The 18,336-nt window shown below is 71.3% G+C and carries 22 protein-coding genes; 15 read left to right on the top strand and 7 right to left on the bottom strand.

Features of this window, described 5'->3' with window-relative positions; genetic code table 11:
* Window positions 1–80: 80 nt before the first annotated feature.
* Window positions 81–497, top strand: coding sequence for a CBS domain-containing protein (locus ABD830_RS50285; protein WP_345002718.1), 417 nt, complete (start codon window positions 81–83; stop codon window positions 495–497).
* Between the two features lie 10 nt (window positions 498–507).
* Complete coding sequence (locus ABD830_RS50280; protein ID WP_345002717.1) at window positions 508–870, top strand: MmcQ/YjbR family DNA-binding protein; 363 nt, start codon at window positions 508–510, stop codon at window positions 868–870.
* A gap of 345 nt (window positions 871–1,215) precedes the next feature.
* On the opposite strand, the gene ABD830_RS50275 is transcribed toward ABD830_RS50280, so the two are convergent.
* The 3 genes from ABD830_RS50275 to ABD830_RS50265 form a co-directional block, all read right to left on the bottom strand.
* On the bottom strand, window positions 1,216–1,743 hold the full coding sequence (locus tag ABD830_RS50275) for a hypothetical protein (protein ID WP_345002716.1): 528 nt from the start codon (window positions 1,741–1,743) through the stop codon (window positions 1,216–1,218).
* Window positions 1,744–1,821: 78 nt separating this feature from the next.
* The gene (locus tag ABD830_RS50270) at window positions 1,822–2,547 is read right to left on the bottom strand and encodes a helix-turn-helix transcriptional regulator (RefSeq protein ID WP_345002715.1); all 726 of its coding nucleotides are present in this window, start codon (window positions 2,545–2,547) and stop codon (window positions 1,822–1,824) included.
* Window positions 2,548–2,569: 22 nt separating this feature from the next.
* Window positions 2,570–3,424 (bottom strand): D-alanyl-D-alanine carboxypeptidase family protein, encoded by an 855-nt coding sequence (locus ABD830_RS50265; protein WP_345002714.1) that lies wholly within the window; start codon window positions 3,422–3,424, stop codon window positions 2,570–2,572.
* An 88-nt stretch (window positions 3,425–3,512) separates the two neighbouring features.
* Here ABD830_RS50265 and ABD830_RS50260 point away from each other — a divergent pair, with 88 nt between their 5' ends.
* The 12 genes from ABD830_RS50260 (at window position 3,513) to ABD830_RS50205 (ending at window position 12,306) form a co-directional block, all read left to right on the top strand.
* Window positions 3,513–4,274 (top strand): DeoR/GlpR family DNA-binding transcription regulator, encoded by a 762-nt coding sequence (locus ABD830_RS50260; protein ID WP_345002713.1) that lies wholly within the window; start codon window positions 3,513–3,515, stop codon window positions 4,272–4,274.
* Window positions 4,271–5,251, top strand: a complete 981-nt coding sequence (pfkB, locus tag ABD830_RS50255) for a 1-phosphofructokinase (RefSeq protein ID WP_345002712.1) — start codon at window positions 4,271–4,273, stop codon at window positions 5,249–5,251. Before ABD830_RS50260 ends, pfkB begins: the two co-directional genes overlap by 4 nt.
* Window positions 5,252–5,284: 33 nt before the next feature.
* Entirely contained in the window at window positions 5,285–6,418 is a 1,134-nt protein-coding gene (mtlA, locus tag ABD830_RS50250; RefSeq protein WP_345002711.1) for a mannitol-specific PTS transporter subunit IIC, read from the top strand.
* Window positions 6,419–6,421: 3 nt separating this feature from the next.
* Window positions 6,422–6,730, top strand: a complete 309-nt coding sequence (locus ABD830_RS50245) for a PTS sugar transporter subunit IIBC family protein (protein ID WP_345002710.1) — start codon at window positions 6,422–6,424, stop codon at window positions 6,728–6,730.
* A complete protein-coding gene (locus ABD830_RS50240; RefSeq protein WP_345002709.1) occupies window positions 6,723–7,151 on the top strand; it encodes a PTS mannitol transporter subunit IIA in 429 nt (142 codons plus the stop codon). The genes ABD830_RS50245 and ABD830_RS50240 overlap by 8 nt, the downstream gene beginning before the upstream one ends.
* The gene (locus ABD830_RS50235) at window positions 7,148–8,152 is read left to right on the top strand and encodes a zinc-dependent dehydrogenase (protein ID WP_345002708.1); all 1,005 of its coding nucleotides are present in this window, start codon (window positions 7,148–7,150) and stop codon (window positions 8,150–8,152) included. Before ABD830_RS50240 ends, ABD830_RS50235 begins: the two co-directional genes overlap by 4 nt.
* A 10-nt stretch (window positions 8,153–8,162) precedes the next feature.
* A complete protein-coding gene (locus ABD830_RS50230; protein ID WP_345002707.1) occupies window positions 8,163–8,456 on the top strand; it encodes an HPr family phosphocarrier protein in 294 nt (97 codons plus the stop codon).
* Complete coding sequence (ptsP, locus tag ABD830_RS50225; RefSeq protein ID WP_345002706.1) at window positions 8,449–10,125, top strand: phosphoenolpyruvate--protein phosphotransferase; 1,677 nt, start codon at window positions 8,449–8,451, stop codon at window positions 10,123–10,125. Before ABD830_RS50230 ends, ptsP begins: the two co-directional genes overlap by 8 nt.
* An 81-nt stretch (window positions 10,126–10,206) precedes the next feature.
* Window positions 10,207–10,704, top strand: coding sequence for a SigE family RNA polymerase sigma factor (locus tag ABD830_RS50220; protein ID WP_345002705.1), 498 nt, complete (start codon window positions 10,207–10,209; stop codon window positions 10,702–10,704).
* A complete protein-coding gene (locus tag ABD830_RS50215) occupies window positions 10,701–11,456 on the top strand; it encodes a hypothetical protein (RefSeq protein ID WP_345002704.1) in 756 nt (251 codons plus the stop codon). Before ABD830_RS50220 ends, ABD830_RS50215 begins: the two co-directional genes overlap by 4 nt.
* A gap of 99 nt (window positions 11,457–11,555) precedes the next feature.
* Window positions 11,556–12,173, top strand: coding sequence for a hypothetical protein (locus ABD830_RS50210; protein ID WP_345002703.1), 618 nt, complete (start codon window positions 11,556–11,558; stop codon window positions 12,171–12,173).
* Entirely contained in the window at window positions 12,121–12,306 is a 186-nt protein-coding gene (locus ABD830_RS50205) for a hypothetical protein (protein ID WP_345002702.1), read from the top strand. Before ABD830_RS50210 ends, ABD830_RS50205 begins: the two co-directional genes overlap by 53 nt.
* A 100-nt stretch (window positions 12,307–12,406) precedes the next feature.
* On the opposite strand, the gene ABD830_RS50200 is transcribed toward ABD830_RS50205, so the two are convergent.
* The 3 genes from ABD830_RS50200 to ABD830_RS50190 form a co-directional block, all read right to left on the bottom strand.
* A complete protein-coding gene (locus ABD830_RS50200; protein ID WP_345002701.1) occupies window positions 12,407–12,895 on the bottom strand; it encodes a ricin-type beta-trefoil lectin domain protein in 489 nt (162 codons plus the stop codon).
* Between the two features lie 197 nt (window positions 12,896–13,092).
* Window positions 13,093–13,728, bottom strand: coding sequence for a response regulator (locus ABD830_RS50195; protein WP_345002700.1), 636 nt, complete (start codon window positions 13,726–13,728; stop codon window positions 13,093–13,095).
* Window positions 13,725–14,816: a sensor histidine kinase gene (locus ABD830_RS50190; protein WP_345002699.1), complete on the bottom strand. Its 1,092-nt coding sequence runs from the start codon at window positions 14,814–14,816 to the stop codon at window positions 13,725–13,727. The genes ABD830_RS50195 and ABD830_RS50190 overlap by 4 nt, the downstream gene beginning before the upstream one ends.
* 123 nt (window positions 14,817–14,939) lie before the next feature.
* Here ABD830_RS50190 and ABD830_RS50185 point away from each other — a divergent pair, with 123 nt between their 5' ends.
* Window positions 14,940–15,728: a CPBP family intramembrane glutamic endopeptidase gene (locus tag ABD830_RS50185; RefSeq protein ID WP_345002698.1), complete on the top strand. Its 789-nt coding sequence runs from the start codon at window positions 14,940–14,942 to the stop codon at window positions 15,726–15,728.
* A 104-nt stretch (window positions 15,729–15,832) separates the two neighbouring features.
* Here ABD830_RS50185 and ABD830_RS50180 read toward each other — a convergent pair whose 3' ends face one another.
* Window positions 15,833–18,331, bottom strand: a complete 2,499-nt coding sequence (locus ABD830_RS50180; RefSeq protein WP_345002697.1) for an ATP-dependent Clp protease ATP-binding subunit — start codon at window positions 18,329–18,331, stop codon at window positions 15,833–15,835.
* Between the last annotated feature and the right edge of the window lie 5 nt (window positions 18,332–18,336).

The following is an 18,336-nucleotide window of genomic DNA, read 5'->3' as shown; positions in this document are numbered from 1 at the left end:
CAGAGACACGACAAAGTCCCGTGAATCGCCTATCCGCCCGGGTAGAGGGTCGGCTGGACCGCTCTAGCAGGAGGATTCCCATGGCGAAGACCGTGGCCGATGTAATGACGTCCCACCCCGCGACGGTTGAGGCCGACCAGCCGGTGTCCGTCGCGGCGGCGCTCATGCGCGACAACGACGCGGGCGCCGTCATCGTCAACGACAACGGGCGGATGCAGGGCATCATCACCGACCGCGACATCACCGTGCGCGTCGTCGCGGCGGACAAGGCCCCCGGGACTCCGGTACGCGAGGCCTGCAGCCCCTACGTCGAGGCCGTCGGCCCGGACACCAGCATCGACCAGGCGGTCCAGCTCATGCGCTCGCACGCCGTGCGGCGCCTGCCGGTGGTCGAGGACGGCCGCGCGGTCGGCATCGTCAGCCTCGGCGACCTCGCCCTCGAACGCGACCCCAACTCGGCGCTCGCCGACATTTCGGCCGCGGAGGGCAACCAGTAACGTTTGCCGCGTGTTCACAGTCGACGATGTACGGCAGTTCGCGCGCACGCTCCCACGCTCCTCGGAGCACCTCATCCGGGACCGGGTGAAATTCCGGGTCGGCAAGATCGTCTACGTGGCGTTCTCGCGGGACGAGACGCTGATGGGCTTCGGGTTTCCGAAGGAGGAGCGCGCGGCGCTGGTGGCGGCCGAGCCGGACAGGTTCCTCATGCCGAGGGAGTCCGACATGCGCTTCAACTGGGTGGTGGCGCGCGTGGCCGCCCTCGACGTGGCCGAGATGCGGGAGCTGGTGCTGGAGGCCTGGCGGATGTGCGTGCCGAAGAAGGTGCGCGTGGAGCAGGAGGCTCTGCAAGCCGGCCGGACGCCTTCTTAGGCAGTCGTGCCCGCAGCCGCTGCCGCAGCCAGTGCAGCGATGCTTGCCCAGCACGGTGGCCATGCCGACCAGATGGCGGTCGGCGCCCGGCCCGGCATCGGCCGCCAGCCGCAGCAGGAAGCCGGCGTGCACGGCGAGGAAGGCGTTGACCGGTTCCGGGCCGAGGTCGCGGGTCAGCGGATGCTCCTCGCTCAGCGGCTGCGGCGTCGAGCAACCGGGGCACCGGCACCTCACCGGGGAGCAGCCGGGAGACCTCGATCTCCCGGCGGTGGAACCGCGCCGTGCCAGGCGACACGAGCGAACTGGCCGCCTTGACGAACGCGCGCCTGCCGTCGGCGATGAGTGCTAGACCGTCCGGGTCGTCACAGTGCGCCAGCCGAAGGAGACCGCGCCGATCAGCAGCACCACCCCGGACAGCACGCCGCTGACGAACGGTACCCAGGCGACGGCGGCCGTCAAGGCCAGAACCAGGCCACCGGTGCCCAGCAGGGTGAGAACCACCCCGGGCACGGCGATCCCCCGGTCCTTCCAGATCGGCGCCAACGCGATGAAATGCACGCCAACCACCAAGGCCACCCACGCCACGTTGGCCTGTTCGGGACCTCCCAAGGCGGCCAGCACCCGAAGCCCGCCGAAGAGCAGGATCGCCTCGGCGGCGACGACGACCAGGTATCCGCGGCCGAACATGTTCCGCTGCGATCCCGCGGCGGGCCGCTCTCTCCGGGCGGTGGCGAACCACATGGCGATGACGCTCGCGGCCGCCAGGCAGGCGGCTGCCCGCAGAAGGTTGACGGTCACGGCGTTCAGCGGGCTCTGCGCGTTGACGACGACGAAAACCGCGCCGAAGATCGCGCCGATCAGTAATCCAGTCATTCTTTGCACGACGTCATTGAACTTCGCCCGGGATTCCGCGTGCGCGGGGGCTAGGGCGAGATCGCGGTGGGCTTGGCCCTACCTCACCGTGCCGCGCAGGTAGGCGAGCACCGCCAGCACCCGCCGGTTGTCGTCAGCGGTTTCGGGCAGCTCGAGCTTGGCGAACAGGCTGGCGACGTGCTTGCCGACAGCCGCCTCCGTGATCGACAGGGCGCGCGCGACGGCGCCGTTGGAGCGCCCCTCCGCGATCAGGGCGAGCACCTCGCGTTCGCGGGCACTCAGTCGGTGCGTCGGCTCGTCGAGCTCCCTGGCCGTCGCCCAGGTCCGCTCGAACAGGTCGATGAGAGTGGCGAGGAGACTCTGCTGCCTGATCACCAACGTGCCCGGCGCGTAGGTGAAGGGGGTCATCCGCAGGAACGCCACAGCGCGATCGAAGATGATCACCTGTTGCATCGGCTCGTCGACGACCCGGTGCAGGTCACCGGAGGCGTGCAACTGCCTGATCCGGGCCGCCTTGCGAGGGTCGTCCAGCACGCTCGCGTGGACGATCGTGCGCATCGTCATGCCACGCTCCAGGGCATCGAGCACCCTGCGCCTGCTCCTCTGCTCCTCGGAGCCCTTCTCCGTCGCGCTCAGAGGCTGCATGGCGCGCAGTTCGCCGGCCGCGGGGACGACCTGCGCGATCTGCTCCCGGACGAGCGCATCGTCATCCACCCGCTCGACGTCGACCGGGATGCCCCGTAGGTCATCCACCACCGCTTCCAGGCGATGGACAAGCTGGGCCAACGACACGCTGTCGCCCATAGGTCTCCTTCGCTGCGGGCGTCTAGGACAGACCGCGGTACAGCTCGCTCGTCAGCGTGGTGATGCGCTTGACGGAGGCGCTCCACGCGCCGCCCGCCGGGTGCGCCGTCAGCACCGCCATGACGTACCGGTCGTTCTTGCCCACCAGCCCCGTCGTATGCAGCACCGGGCGGCCGTAGTCGGGCACCCCCGAGCCGACGGCCCGCCGGGAGATCCACGAGATGGGCGCCCCGACGGCCCTGGCGTCGGAGCAGCGCGTGGGCGGGGTCGTGCCGAAGCCCGACCAGCCCTGCTTGACCGCCCACGGCCGCGGCACCGCGTCGGGGATGCCGAACGTCTGGTCGAAGCCGTCGGTCCCGCACGGCGTGGACTGCCGCAGGTGGCCGAGGATCGTGTCCCTGACCCGGCTGTCGGCCCGGTCGAGCAGGTAGCGGTAGGTCCGCACGATGTCGTACGCGCTCAGCGAGGTGTAACCCCAGAACCCGGGCTGCGAGGCGGGCGGCGGCGCGGTGTCGGACAGGCCGAGCTTGCGCGCCATGCGCACGACGATCTGCCCCTTGCCGTCGCGGTCCCAGAACGTCGAGGCCGCGTCGTCGTCGCTGGAGCGCAGCATGACCTTCAGGAGCCTGGCGTCAGCGGCGGGCACGCTCTTGCGCCGCTCCAGGTAGTCGATCGCGATGAGGATCTTGACGACCGAGGCGGAGCGGAACTTCCTGTGCGCGTTCCGGGTGGCCACGAACTTCCCGACCTGCCGGTCGAACACCAGCCACGACGCCGTGGTGCCCGGGGGGACCTTCGGAGCGGCATACGCGGGCGCGGCGAGCCCGACGACGAGGGGTACGGCTGCCGCCGCGGCGGCCAGGGGCTTGCTTCGCATTCGCCTATACCTACCAGCCCTTGACCGTCCAACGAAAACGGGTTCAAATACAGAAGAAACCAACCCGAAACGGCGGTGAACCAACATCATGTACGCCGAGGAGCGGCAGCAGGAGATCCTGCGCAGGGCGCGGGCCGCGGGCCGCGTCGACGTGGTGACGCTGGCCGCCGAGCTCGACGTGACCACCGAGACGATCCGCCGCGACCTCACGTCGCTGGAGCGGGCGGGCGTGCTGCGCCGGGTGCACGGGGGCGCGATCCCCGTGGAGCGCCTCGGGTTCGAGCCCGCGCTGGCCGCCCGCGACGAGGTCCTGACCGCCGAGAAGGAGCGCATCGCCAAGGCCGCGCTGTCCGAGCTGCCCGAGGACGGCTCCGTGATCATCGACGCGGGCACCACCACGGGCCGCCTGGTCAAGGTGCTGCCCGCCGACCGCGAGCTCACCGTCGTGGTGAACTCGCCGCCGCTGGCCACCGCGCTGGCCGCCCGCGCCAACCTGCACGTGATCATGCTGGGCGGCCGGGTGCGCGGCAAGACGCTCGCCACGGTCGACGACTGGGCGCTGCGCCCGCTGGCCGGTCTCAACGTGGACGTGGCCTTCATGGCGACCAACGGCTGCTCGCTGACCAGGGGGCTGACCACGCCCGACCCGGCGGAGGCGGCGATCAAGCGGGCCATGGTCAAGGCCGCGCAGCGCAGCGTGCTGCTGGCCGACCACACGAAGTTCACGAACACGTACCTGGCGAGGTTCGCCGAACTGGGCGAGATCGACGTGGTGATCTCCGACACCGGGCTGGACGTCGCCCTGGCCGCCGACCTCGCGGCGGCGGGCCCGGAGGTGATCAGGGCATGATCCTCACCCTGACGCTCAACCCGAGCCTCGACCGGACCATCGAGATCGCCGCGCTCGACCGCGGCACGGTCATCCGCGCCGCGGCCGCCCGCCTGGACCCCGGTGGCAAGGGCGTGAACGTCTCACGCGCGCTGCTGGCCAACGCCGTGGCGAGCCGGGCGGTGGTGCCGTTCGGCGGCGACGAGGGCAGGCAGCTCGTACGGCTCCTCGCGGCGGAGGGGCTCGACATGGTCACCGTCCCGGTGGCCGGCCCGACCAGGTCGAACGTCACGCTGGCCGAGCCGGACGGCACCATCACCAAGATCAACGAGCCGGGCACGGCGCTGTCGGCCGGCGAGCTGGACACGGTCGCCGACGCCGTGCTCGCCGCCGCCCATGAGGCCGACTGGGTGGTCGCCTCGGGCAGCCTGCCCCCGGAGGTCCCGGCCGACGTCTACGCCCGGCTGTGCCGCAGGTTCGCGGGGGCGGGTATCCACGTGGCGGTCGACACCAGCGGCGCGGCGCTCGCCAGCGCGCTCGGCGCCGCGCCCGCGCTGGTCAAGCCGAACCTCGAGGAGCTCTCCGGCGTCACCGGCATGCCCATCCGCCGCCTCGGCGACGTGGTGGAGGCCGCCGGCAAGCTGCGGGCCGCGGGCGCGCGTACCGTGCTGGCCAGCCTCGGCGCCGACGGCGCCGTGCTCGTCGAGGACCAGGGCATCTGGTACGGCGAGGCCCCCGTCACCGAGCCGCGCAGCTCCGTCGGCGCCGGCGACGCCATGCTGGCCGGTTTTCTCGCCGGCGGCGGGCACGGCCCCGGCGCGCTGGCGCGGGCGCTGGCCTGGGGCGCCGCGGCGGTCCGCCTGCCCGGCAGCCGCATGCCGGGCCCTGCCGACATCGACGCCGCCGTCATCGACCCCGCGGCCGTCACCGTCGGCCCGCCGGACCCGTCCCGCCTCCTCACCTCCGCAGGAACCCCTCTGACCCAGCACAGCGGCTGATCAACTGCTCATCCCCCCGAAGGAGCAAGTCCCATGGCCGACAGTTACACTCCCCCGGTCACCGGAACCGGTGTCAAGGCCACCATCCAGCGCATCGGCGGCCACCTGGCCGGCATGATCATGCCGAACATCGGCGCGTTCATCGCCTGGGGCCTGATCACCGCGCTCTTCATCCCGACCGGCTGGCTGCCCAACGAGACGCTCGCGAAGATGGTCAGCCCGATCATCTCGACCCTGCTCCCCATCCTCATCGCCTACACCGGCGGCCGGATGGTGCACGGGCAGCGCGGCGCGGTCGTGGGCGCGGTGGCGGTGATGGGCGTCGTGGTGGGCACGGAGGCCCCGATGTTCCTCGGCGCCATGATCATCGGCCCACTCACCGCCCTGATCCTGAAATATGTGGACAAGTTCACGGAGGAACGGACCAAGGCCGGGTTCGAGATGCTCGTGGACAACTTCTCCGCGGGCATCGTGGGCGGCGCCATGGCCGTGGTCGGGATGCTCGGCATCGGCCCGATCGTCCAGACGGTCACCACCGCCGCCGGCCACGCGGTCAGCTGGCTGATCGGCCACAACCTGCTCCCGGTCGCCTCCGTGCTGATCGAGCCCGCCAAGGTGCTGTTCCTGAACAACGCCATCAACCACGGCGTGCTCGGCCCGCTCGGCGTCGCCCAGGCGGCGGAGACGGGCAAGTCGATCCTGTTCATGCTGGAGTCGAACCCGGGGCCCGGCCTCGGCCTGCTGCTGGCGTACCTGCTGTTCGGCCCGCGCCAGCTGCGCCCGAGCGTGCCCGCCGCGATGATCATCCACTTCTTCGGCGGGATCCACGAGATCTACTTCCCGTACGTGCTCATGAAGCCCCGCCTGATCCTGGCCGTCATCGCGGGCGGCGCGGCCGGGGTGTTCACGTTCATGGTCACCGGGGCCGGCCTGGTCGCCACGCCGTCGCCCGGCAGCATCTTCGCCTACATCGCGGTCACTCCCAAGGGCGGCTGGCTCGGCTCCAGCCTGGGGATCCTCGTGGCCGCGGGCGTGTCGTTCGCCGTCGCCGCGGTCCTGCTCGGCTTCGGCAGGGGCGAGAAGAAGGACGAGCCCGAGGGCTCGCAGGAAGCCGTCACCGAACCCGGCACCGAACCCGCCACCAACTCCGCCAACAGGGAGGCCTGACCCATGGCCGGCATCGACAGCAAGGACATCCGCAAGATCATCGTGGCCTGCGACGCGGGCATGGGCAGCAGCGTGATGCTCGCCTCCACGCTGCGCAAGCAGCTCAAGTCGACCGGCGTCACCGTCGAGCACACGCCGGTGAACTCCATCCCCGACGACGCCGACGTGGTCCTGTGCCACGCCGGGCTCGCCGACCGCGCCAGGGCCGCCGCCCCCGGGAAGGTGCTGGTGCCGTTCCAGATCTTCCTCGGCGATCCCGCCGTGACCAAGCTGATCAACACCATCAAGAACGGCGGCACGGTCGATGCGTGACGGCCTGCTCGACCCGCGGGCCGTGCTGCTGCACGAGAGCGCCCCCGACCGCGCCGCGGCCATCCGCCGGTGCGGGCGGGCGCTGGTCGAGGTGAGGGCGGTCGCGGAGCCGTACGTCGAGGCGATGCTCGAGCGGGAGCGGACGATCTCCACGTACGTCGGCGAGGGCGTGGCCATCCCGCACGGGACGAACGCCTCCAAGGAGGACATCAAGCGGGACGCCATCTGCGTGGTGCGCTTCCCCGGCGGCGTCGACTGGGACGGCGAGCGGGTCACGCTCTGCGTCGGCATCGCGGCCAAGGACGACGGGCACGTGCCGCTGCTGGCGGCGCTGGCCGAGATCCTGCTCGACCCCGACCGCGCCAGGGCGCTGCGCGAGGCCACGGAGGTCTCCCAGGTGATGAAGGAGCTCGCAGCATGAAGGTCGCCAGATTCCACGCTCCCGGCGACATCAGGATCGAGGACGCGCCCGAGCCCGTCGCCGGGCCGGGCGAGCTGAAGATCCGCGTACGGAACTGCTCGACGTGCGGCACCGACGCCAAGATCCTCAAGTTCGGGCACCACCACATCAGGCCGCCCCGCGTGATGGGCCACGAGATCGCCGGCGAGGTCGTGGACACGGGCGAGCGGGTGCAGGTGATCGCCGCGATCCCGTGCGGCACGTGCCCCGAGTGCCGGCGGGGCCGCCTGACGGTCTGCCCCAACCAGGAGTCGATGGGCTACCACTACGACGGCGGCTTCGCCGAGTACATGGTGATCCCCGCCAAGGTGCTGGCAGTGAACGGCGTCAACGCCATCCCGCCCGGCGTCGGCTTCGCGGAGGCGTCGGTGGCCGAGCCCCTCGCCTGCGTGCTGAACGGCCAGTCGCTGGCACGCGTGGGCGCGGGCGACGACGTGGTGGTGATGGGCGCAGGGCCGATCGGCTGCCTGCACGTACGCCTGGCGCGGGCGCGCGGCGCCGCCCGCGTCTTCCTGGTGGACGTCAACGCGCAGCGACTGGCGATGGCCTCCGAGCTGGTACGCCCCGACGCGGCGATCGACGCCGACCCCGTCGAGCAGGTGCTCAAGCTGACCGGCGGGCGCGGCGCCGACGTGGTGATCACGGCGGCGGCCTCGGGCGCGGCGCAGGAGCAGGCGGTGCGGATGGCGGCCAGGCAGGCCCGGATCAGCTTCTTCGGCGGCCTGCCCAAGGACGATCCGCTCGTCACGCTGGACTCCAACCTCGTCCACTACCGCGAGCTGACCATCGTCGGCGCGAACGGCTCCAGCCCCGCCCACAACGCGGAGGCGCTACGGCTGGTGGCCTCCGGCGACGTGGTGGTCTCCGACCTCATCACCCACCGGCTGCCGCTGCCCCAGGTGCTCGACGGGATCGACCTCGTCAGCCGGGGCGCGGCCATCAAGGTCACAATTGAACCCTAGGAGGTGCGGGATGGCACAGCGAACGGTGGTCGTGGCCTCTGCCAGCGGCCTGCACGCCCGGCCGGCCAAGCTGTTCGTGCAGGCGGCGGCGCGGCTCGGGGTGCCGGTGACGGTGCGGCTCGGGGAGAAGACGGTGCCCGCGAAGAGCATGCTCGGGGTGCTGTCGCTGGGGGCCGTGCACGGCACGGAGGTGACGCTGGAGGCGGACGGGCCGGGGGCGGAGGAGGCGCTGGACTCGCTGGTGGCGCTGCTCGCGCGCGACCTGGACAGCGATCTGGACACGGAAGAGGCCCTCGATGCCTGAGCCCTCTGCGCCTGATCCCTCTGCGCCTGATCCCTCTGGGCCTCTCACGGGCCTCGGGGTGAGCCGGGGGCGCGCGGCCGGGCCGTTGATCCGGATGGCCGCACCTCCGACGCTGCCCCCGCCACGCCCGGTCACCGACCCCGCCGCCGAGGCGGCCGCCGTCGCCTCGGCCCTGACGGCGCTCGCCGCGGACCTCACGCGGCGCGCCGCCAGCGCCGGACACACTGCCGGGCACGCCAACGGGCACGCCGACGGGCACGCCGACGGCGCGGCCGCCGAGGCGGCGGAGATCCTCGAGGCGCTGGCCATGATCGCCGAGGATCCCATGCTCCTGGAGGACGCCGAGAGCCGGGCGCGCGACGGCATGGACGCCGCCCACGCCCTGGACGCGGCCTTCACCCAGCACCGGGAGGCCCTGGCGGCGCTCGGCGGTTACCTGGCCGAGCGGGCGGCGGACCTCGACGACCTCAGGCACCGGGCGGTGGCGTTCGCGCTGGGCCTGCCCATGCCCGGCCTGCCCGCCCCCGGCCACCCGTACGTGCTGGTGGCCGAGGACCTCTCCCCCGCCGACACCGCCGGGCTGGGCCCGGACGTCCTGGCGCTGGTCACCGAGCGGGGCGGCCCGACGAGCCACACCGCGATCCTGGCCCGGGGCCGGGGCCTTCCCGCGGTCGTGGCGTGCGCGGGGATCATGGACGTCCCCGACGGCACGGTCGTCGGCGTGGACGGCGGCACCGGCGAGGTCGCCGTCGGGCTCACCGAGGAGCAGGCGGCCGAGGTCCAGGAGGGCGACCGCGCGGAGCGGGCCAGGCTGGCGGCGGGCAGTGGCCCGGGCAGGACGAAGGACGGCCACCCGGTCAAGCTGCTGCTCAACATCGGCTCCGCCCAGGACCTGCGGCCGGACGCGGAGGGGGTCGGGCTGTTCAGGACGGAGTTCCTCTTCCTCGACCGTACGACGGCGCCGTCGTTCGAGGAGCAGGTGGCCGCGTACGCGGAGGTGTTCGCGCAGACGGAGAGCGTGATCGTGCGGACGCTCGACGCGGGCACCGACAAGCCGCTGCCGTTCCTCGGCCTGCCCGCCGAGCCGAATCCGGCCCTGGGTGTACGCGGCCTGCGTGTGGACCGCCTGCTGCCGGACGTACTGGACACCCAGCTCGACGCGATCGCCGAGGCGGCCCGCAAGACGGGCGCCGAGGCGTGGGTGATGGCGCCCATGGTCACCACCGTGGCGGAGGCGGCCGGGTTCGTGCGGCGCGCGAGAGCCCGCGGCATCGCCCGGGTGGGCGCGATGGTGGAGGTCCCGGCGGCGGCGCTGCGGGCCGGGCGGCTGCTGCGTGAGGTGGACTTCCTCAGCATCGGCACCAACGACCTGGCCCAGTACACGTTCGCCGCCGACCGCCAGCACTCCGCCCTCGCCGATCTGCTCGATCCGCGTCAGCCCGCGCTGCTGCAGCTGATCGCCATGTGCGCCGAGGCCGGGCAGGAGGCGGGCAAACCGGTCGGGGTGTGCGGGGAGGCGGCCGGCGACCCGCTGCTCGCGCCCCTGCTGGTGGGGCTCGGTGTGACGAGCCTGTCCATGGCCCCCGTGTGCGTGCCCGCCGTACGGGAGACGCTGGCGGGGCTGACCCTGGCGGAGTGCCGCGACCGCGCCGTGGCGGCCCTGTCCTGACCACGCCGGCGCGGCCCTGTCACCCGGATCACTCCGCCAACCGGTAGTACACCGTGACGGGGTACGGATCTGGAGGACACGATGGCGGATGGGTTCGCCGAATATGTCGGGCAACGACACGAGCGGTTGTGCCGTACGGCGTACCTGCTGACCCGGGACTGGCAGGCGGCCGAGGACCTGGTGCAGACGGCGCTGGTCAAAGCATGGACGGCGTGGCGCAGGATCGAGGCCGACCCCGATCCGTACGTGTACCGGATCCTCGTCAACACGCACGCCTCCTGGTGGCGGCGGCGCTGGCGGGGCGAGGTGCCGACCGAGGCGCTGCCTGAAGGCCCGGCCGAGCCGGACTTCGAGACGGACGTCGCCCGGCGCTCGGCCCTCTGGGCGGCGGTCGGCGGCCTGCCGGCCCGGCAACGCGCGGCGCTCGTCCTGCGCTACTTCGACGATCTGACCCCGGAGCAGGTGGCCGACGTGCTCGGATGCTCGGCCGGCAGTGTGAAGAAACAGCTGAGCAGGGCGCTGGCGCGGCTTCGCGTGGATCCTGCGCTGGACGACCTGAAGCTGGAGGCGCTCCGATGACCCAGTACACCGAGGACGACCTGCGTGCGGTGTTCGCCGAGAACAGCGTCCGCGAGGACGGGCCGGCTCCCCTGGTGCGCGAGATCAGGCGACGGGGAACCAGGACGCGCCTGCGCCGGCGGGTGGCGGCGGGTGCGGCTGTGGCGGCGGCTGCCGCGGCGGTCGTCTCTCTGGCCGGAGCACCGTGGCCCGGCGGGAACCACGGCGAGCCGGCCACGGGCGTCACGGCGCACTTCCTGAAAGGGGTCGAACTGCCGCAGACCGTGGAGAGCATGTACGGGCCGGTGTCGTTGATCTCCGGTCAGTCTTATCAGTCGGTGGGGGAAAGGGTACGGGTCACATTCCGGCCGACCAGCGTCCACACGGGGATCGCGATCCGGTGCGCCAACCCGAAGTCGTGGGTGCTGATCCGGGACGTGAAGGGCACGTGGCACGATCTCACCCCGTGTGCACGGCTGGGCCAGGGTCTCGAAGTCCAGTTCAGGGAGGAGGGCGTGACACCGGACTGGCTGCGGGCACCGCAGGATCTCGAGGTCTGGGTCTTCCCCGCCGACGCACCGATCGGCTCGGCCGGGCTGGCTGACAAGTGCGCCCTCGCCGACCGGCGGGCGGGGAAGTGCGACGGACCGTGGGATCGCGAGGCGATCACCGCGATGCCGGAGCGCCTGGCGGCCGAGACCGGCCCCCAGCGGGGCCTCTGGTCGGTCGGAATCTACGACCAGGAGCCGCGCCCCGGCCCGGGCGGTGCGTGATGCGTCGCTCCGTGTCTACGTGCGGGCCGACGATGCAGGGGAGGAGCAGCACCTGGTCGTCGTGTTCCCGGGTGCGTCGAGGAAGCGGCTCAAGAGGACGTGGCGCCCCAGGCGATCGCCGCCTTCATCCCCTTCGCCCAGGGGCGCATCGCCCTGCTCGGGACCTGCTTCATCGCCGCCGCCCTACTGTTCGGCCTCGTCGAGTTCGGATTGAGCCGCCGGCCGGCGGGCCTCATGCTCGGGACGGGCTTCCTGAGCGCCGCCTACATGGCCGCGATGCCGGTCGTCTACGTCCTGAACCCGGTCACCGGCTACGACGAGCAGTTTCCCGCCCCGTCGGGCGGATACGCCACGATGCCCTTCGACATGGGCGCGCTGTCGCCGCCGTGGTACCTGCCGCTGCTCGGCTCGGTCCTCGCCGCCGCCGCGATCGCTCAACTCCTCGCCGTGCGCGGCATCGCGCGCCGGGACGCGGTCCTTCCGCTTTCCCCCTGGAGCGCGTGGCTCCTCCTGCTCCCGTTGGCGTTCCTCCTGGCCTTCGCCGTCGTGCCGGCCGCCGGTCTGGCCCTGCACGGGGATCCTCCTGCGCAGGCACGGCCTTCGCCCGCGCTCCCTGCTGATCGTCGGCGTCTTCACGGTCGTCTACCTGTTGACGCTGCTCCTCGTGGAATTGGGCAACCTGCAGATGTACAGCAACGAGCAGTCAGGTTTCTCTGAGCACCTCCCCGGCTGGCGGGAGGAGGTCACCACCGGCATCCTCGCCGCCGCCGCCCTCATCCAACTCGCCGCCCTTCCACTGCTGGCCCGGCACGGGAGAACCCAGATGATCGGTGCCGGGCCTGACGGGTGAAGCCTGCAGTGCCCAGATGGTGTGATCGAGCTGGACCTCTACGCTACCGCCGTGGACTCGCCGGGAAGCCGCTGACCAGACTGCGCTGCTGCCCGCCTGATCACCGCCACCACTGCTGGTTCCACGGGCCGCAGTCCCACAGCTGAACGATCCCGCCGTTGCCGCCCGTGTTCGTGTCGGCGTCCAGGCATCGCTGGAAACGCACGTTGTACACGGAGCCGTCGTCGCGGAGAACCCACTGCTGCTGGTTCCACGGGCCGCAGTCCCAGAGTTGGACCTTGCCGCCGTTCCCGCCGGTATTGGTGTCCGCGTCCAGGCAGCGCTGGAAACGCATGTTGTAGAGGGAGCCGTCCGCACGGACTTCCCAGTCCTGCTGGTTCCAGGGGCCGCAGTCCCACAATTGGACCTTGCCGCCGTTCCCGCCGGTATTGGTGTCCGCGTCCAGGCACCGCTGGAAACGCACGTTGTAGAAGTGCCGGACGGACTGCGCCGCCGTGGCAGCGGGCTTCGCGGGCTGCGCGGACGCGGTGCCGGTACCGGCGAGGAGCAGCGTCAGCACTGTGCTGAATGTACGAGTCGCCAGTTTCATGCCATTTCCCCTTTGAATGGAATGGTGGAAGTCGAATGACGCAAACCACATATTGGCCCGCGCGGATCTCTCCACCAATCCCGATAATTAGGGGGTCCGTAACGGCTCACTCGCCGTTATTCTTATGACCGCCGCGAACAGCTCCGGCACCGCTTCAGAAGCTGACCGCCTCACGTCAAACTGCTCAAGGCAACTGGCTACAGGCCCTTCAGGTGCAGGGCGAGCTGGGTGCGGTCGCGCAGACCCAGTTTGCGCAGCGCGCTTGAGACGTGGTTCTTCACCGTCCCCTCGGTGATGAACAGCTGGGTGGCGATCTCCCGGTTGGTGGCGCCGGCTGCCACCAGCCGGGCTACTTCGAGCTCCCGGGCCGATAGCAGTTCCTGACCGGGGAATGCGCCGTGCACCGGTTCCCGTCGTAGGTTGGCGACCAGCCGAGCGGCGGCTGGGCTGCTCAGCACGATCTCGCCGCGGCTCGCCCGGAGGATCGCCGCGACCAGTTCGTCGGGGGAGCAGTCTTTGAGCAGGTAGCCGACGGCACCGCCGCGCAGCGCTCCGAAGATGTACTCGTCCTCGTCGAAGGTGCTGAGCACGATCGCCGCCACCGAGGGATGCTCGACGGTCAGGCGGTGGATCAGCGCCACGCCGTCCATCCGCGGCATCCGGGCGTCCACAAGGGCCACGTCGGGGCGGATCTCACCCACCGCCGCCAGCGCGGCCACTCCGTCCGCGGCCTCGCCCACGATCTCGATGCTCTCTTCGATCGCCAGCAGCTTGCGCAGCCCCTGCCGCATCAGTTCCTGATCGTCGACCAGCAGCACCCGGACCGCCCTCACGACGGCAGCTCTGCGCGCAGCTCGAAGCCCTTTTCCGCGTTGCCGCTGGTGAGAGTACCGCCCAGCGCTTTGACCCGCTCGGCCAGCGAGCTCAACCCGAACCCGTGGCCATGGTCACGGCCGTAGCCCTTGCCATCGTCGGCGACCACGAGCACCACCCTCCCCTTCTCGAACATCAGCGTGCCGCGTACGGAGTCGGCTTCGGCGTGCCGGAGGGCGTTGGTGAGCCCTTCCTGCAACACACGGTAGAGCACCAGCTCGGCGTCGGGCTCCAGCCGGCGTTCGGTCCCTGTCACCTCGAAGGTGACCCTGAAGCCGGTGCCGGCGAAGGAGTCTGCCAGCTGCTGAAGCGCGGCACTGCCCAGGTGACCGTTGAGGGCGAGCGGGCGCAGCGCGCGCACCCACCGGCGGGCGTCGCCCAGCGCCGCTACGGTGAGCTCCTTGGCCTGGCGCACTTCCTCCCATGCGGCTGCGGGCAGGCGGTCGCGGAAGCGCTCGGCGTTCTCCAGCCCCACCTTGATCACGGTCAGGTGGTGGCCGATCGAGTCGTGCATCTCCGCCGCCATCCTGGCGCGCTCCTCGGCGACGGTCAGCTCCCGCACCCGCTCGGCGAGTCGCCGGGCCCGCAGCACCGCCGAGGCCATGCCCATGGAGAAGGTGGCCAGCACCGCGACCACTGTCGTCTCGGCCAGCACCTGGACGATCGACCTGCCATAGAACAGGGGCACAACAACGATCATGATCACACCGAACGCGGCAAGGATGGCGGTGGCGACCCGCATGCCGTACACGAAGGCGAGGTTGGCCACGCCGATGAGCAGCAGGGGCATGTGCGTGCCGATCGCCCCGGTGAGCCCCAGCACGAACGTGCCCGCCAGGAAAACGGGCGCCACCAGGCCACGACCACGGCCGGGCCGCCACGGCATCACCAGCCACAGCCCGCACAGCAGCACGACGTCAGAGAAGAACAGGATCCGGTCCCGCGCATCGCCGGGCATCGCCAGGTTGGCCACGACCGTGGCGCCGAGCACCAGCCAGAACACCACGGTGAGGAGAACCGGACGATCGGGATCACGTAACCGCGCCATGCGACAAACCTACGATCCCGCCGAGCACCTGTGATCCCACCCAAGTCACCATGACGTTGGTCATGGTGATCTCTATCTCCGGCCCGATGCGCGCCGTACCCGCGCGTTCATAGCGTTCCCGGCGTGAAAACCTTCTGGTCCGTCCTCCTCGCCATGGTCGTCATGCTCGTTCAGGCCATCGGCGGCTCCCTCCCCGCGTCACTGCTCCTCGACCGGGCGAACCCGCTGCGAGAACCTCTCGGCACGCTCAGCGTCACGCTCACCGCGCTCCTACTGGTCTACCTCATCCGCCGCTTCCTCTACGGGCGGCCGTGGGCGGCGCTGGGCTGGCGCAACCCCTCACGCGTCCTGCTGGGCGTGCTCGCGGGCGCCGTGCCCGTGCTCGCCGCCAAGGGGCTCTCCCTCGCCGTGGGAGAGTCCACCTGGGTGTCGGCCGACCCTTCCCTTTATGCCGGGGTGCCGCTGGTCGCCGTCGTCATCCTGCTCGGCCAGGCCTTCCCGGAGGAACTGCTCTGGCGCGGCCACCTCTTCGACACCTTGTCGGGACGGCTGTCGCCACGAACGGTCATGATCATCCTCTCTGTCGGATTCGGCGCCATGCACATCATCTCCGGAGGCGGAGGGAACACCGTCACGGAAAGGCTGCTCTACGTGGTCATGGCCACGGCGCTCGGCTTCTCATGCACGGCGGCGCGGGTACGCGGCGGCGGGCTCTGGATGGCGGTCGGCGTGCACCTGGGCTTCCACCTGGGCCTGCGCGTGCTGCCCGTCCAACCGGCCCACCTCGGCGTCCTGCTCATCCTGATGGCCATCACGCTCACGCTGGCAGGAGCCGCACTGCTCAGAGGCCACCTCGGAGGCCACGGGCTGATCTCACCCGACCCGCAGGCAAGCAAAGGGGTGGCGGCCTGACAGGAGCCGGGCCTCCGGATCCAGGCCCCCTCCTCCCCAGGAGGAGGGGCGGCCTCCGTGCGGCGCCGCAGCCTCGCCGGGTCCTTCGGATGGTGTCGTGGACGTCAGCCGACCGGTTCCGGGGCGGTGGCACGGAACACGAGGTGGTCGCCCTCGACGTCCACCGTGACCGTGCCGCCTTCCGTGACCTCGCCGGTCAGCAGCATCGTGGACAGCCGGTTGTCCACTTCCCGCTGCACGGTACGGCGCAGCGGCCGGGCGCCGAACTCGGGCTGGTAGCCCCGCTCGGCCAGCCAGTCCTTGGCCGCCTCCGTGACCTCCAGCATGACCGCCTGGCCGCGCAGGCGCTGCCGGGTGCGTTCCAGCATCAGGTCCACGATCTGGCGGAGCTGGTCGCGTTCCAGCCGCTGGAAGACGATCGTCTCGTCGATGCGGTTGAGCAGCTCCGGCCGGAGCGAGTGCCGCAGCACGTCCGTGAGCCGGTCCTCGAGCTCCTTGGCGGGGCCGGACCACTCCAGGATGAGCTGGGCGCCGATGTTGCTCGTCATGATCACGATCGTGTTGGTGAAGTCCACCGTGCGGCCCTGGCCGTCGGTGAGCCGGCCGTCGTCGAGCATCTGCAGCAGGATGTTCATGACGTCCGGGTGGGCCTTCTCGATCTCGTCCAGGAGGATCACGCCGTGCGGGCGGCGGCGGACGGCCTCGGTGAGCTGGCCCGCCTCCTCGTACCCGACATATCCGGGCGGCGCGCCGATGAGCCGGGAGACCGTGTGCCGCTCCTGGAACTCGCTCATGTCGATCCGGACCATGTGCTCCTCGCCGCCGAACAGCGCCGCGGCGAGCGCCCTGGCCAGCTCCGTCTTGCCGACGCCGGTCGGGCCGAGGAACAGGAAGCTGCCGATCGGGCGGCCCGGGTCCTTCAGCCCCGCCCTGGCCCTGCGTACGGCCTCCGCGATGGCGGTGACGGCCTCGTCCTGGCCGATCACGCGCTCGTGCAGGTGCTCCTCCAGGCGCATCAGGCGCTCGCGCTCCTGCTGGGTGAGCTGGGTGACCGGGATGCCGGTACGGCGGGAGACGACCTCGGCGATGTCCTCCACCGTGACCAGGGGCACGGAGTCCGTCCCCTGCCTGGCGCGCTCCAGCTCCGGCCTGATCTTGTCGATCTGCGTCGTGAGCTCCTTGGCGCGGTCGAAGTTGTCGGAGGAGATGGCCTGGTCCTTGTCGCGGCGCAGCGCGTCGAGCCGTTCCTCCAGCTCGCGGACGTCCGCGCCGGGCGTGCGCGAGCGCAGGCGCACGCGGGCGGCGGCCTGGTCCATGAGGTCGATGGCCTTGTCGGGCAGGAACCGGTCGGCGATGTAGCGGTCGGACAGGGTCGCGGCCGCGTCCAGGGCCTCGTCGGTGATGCGCACCTGGTGGTGCGCCTCGTACGCGTCCCGCAGCCCGGCCAGGATCTCGACCGTCTCCTCCACGGTCGGCTCGGCCACCAGGATGGGCTGGAAGCGGCGCTCGAGCGCGGCGTCCTTCTCGATGTTCTTGCGGTACTCGTCGATCGTGGTGGCCGCGATGACGTGCAGCTCGCCGCGGGCCAGGGCGGGCTTGAGGATGTTGGCCGCGTCCATGGCGCCCTCGGCGGCGCCCGCGCCGACCAGGTTGTGCACCTCGTCGATGAAGACGATGACCTCGTCGGAGTGGGCGCGCACCTCGTCGATGACCTTCTTGATGCGCTCCTCGAACTCGCCCCGGTACTTCGTCCCTGCCACCATCCCGGTCAGGTCGAGGCCGACGACGCGCCGGTCCTTCAGCGGGTCGGGGACGCTGCCGTTCACGATGCGCTGGGCGATGCCCTCGACGATCGCGGTCTTGCCGACGCCGGGCTCGCCGATCAGGCACGGGTTGTTCTTGGTACGGCGCGACAGCACCTCGATGGCCTGCTCGATCTCGTCCTCGCGGCCGACGACCGGGTCGATCCGGCCCTGCCTGGCCTCTTCCGTGATGTCCCGGCCGTACTCGTCGAGCGTCGGCGTGTCGCTCGCCCGGCGGCGGTCCTCCCCCGCCGCGGCGCCACGCGCCATGTGCGGGCCGGCCAGCATGGCATCCTGCAGCTCGTTCGCGGAGACGCCCTGCTCCCGCAGGATGCGGGCGGCGCCGGAGTCGGGGTTGGCGGCGACGGCGAGCAGCAGGTGCTCGGGCCCGATGTACGACGACCGCAGGGCGCGGGCGATCCGCTGGGCGTCCAGGACGGCCCTCTTGGCCGCCGGCGAGAGCGTCGTGGGCGGCTCCCCGGCCTGGCCAGGCCCGCCCAGGTCGTCGATGCGGTCGCGCAGCCTGCCCACGTCCACACCCGCCGTACCCAGTATCGAGCGGACCGCGTCGTCCTCGGTCAACGCGTCGAGAATGTCCAGGACATCAAGATCGGGCGCGCCACGTTCACCCGCCGCGTCCAGGCCCCGGCGCAGGACCTCCCTCGCCGAGGCGGACAGCAGCCTGCCCACGTCCACGCGCTGCACGCCGGGCCGGGCCGGCGGCCAGGACTCCATGCCGCCGAACACCCGGCCCGTGAGCTCTTCGAACCCTCTGAACGGGTCCCCGCCGAAGAATGACATCGAAG

The sequence above is a fragment of the Nonomuraea helvata genome, assembly GCF_039535785.1.
GTDB lineage: Bacteria > Actinomycetota > Actinomycetes > Streptosporangiales > Streptosporangiaceae > Nonomuraea > Nonomuraea helvata.
Note: the sequence above shows the minus strand (reverse complement) of the source record. Positions and strands in the feature narration are given on the sequence as shown.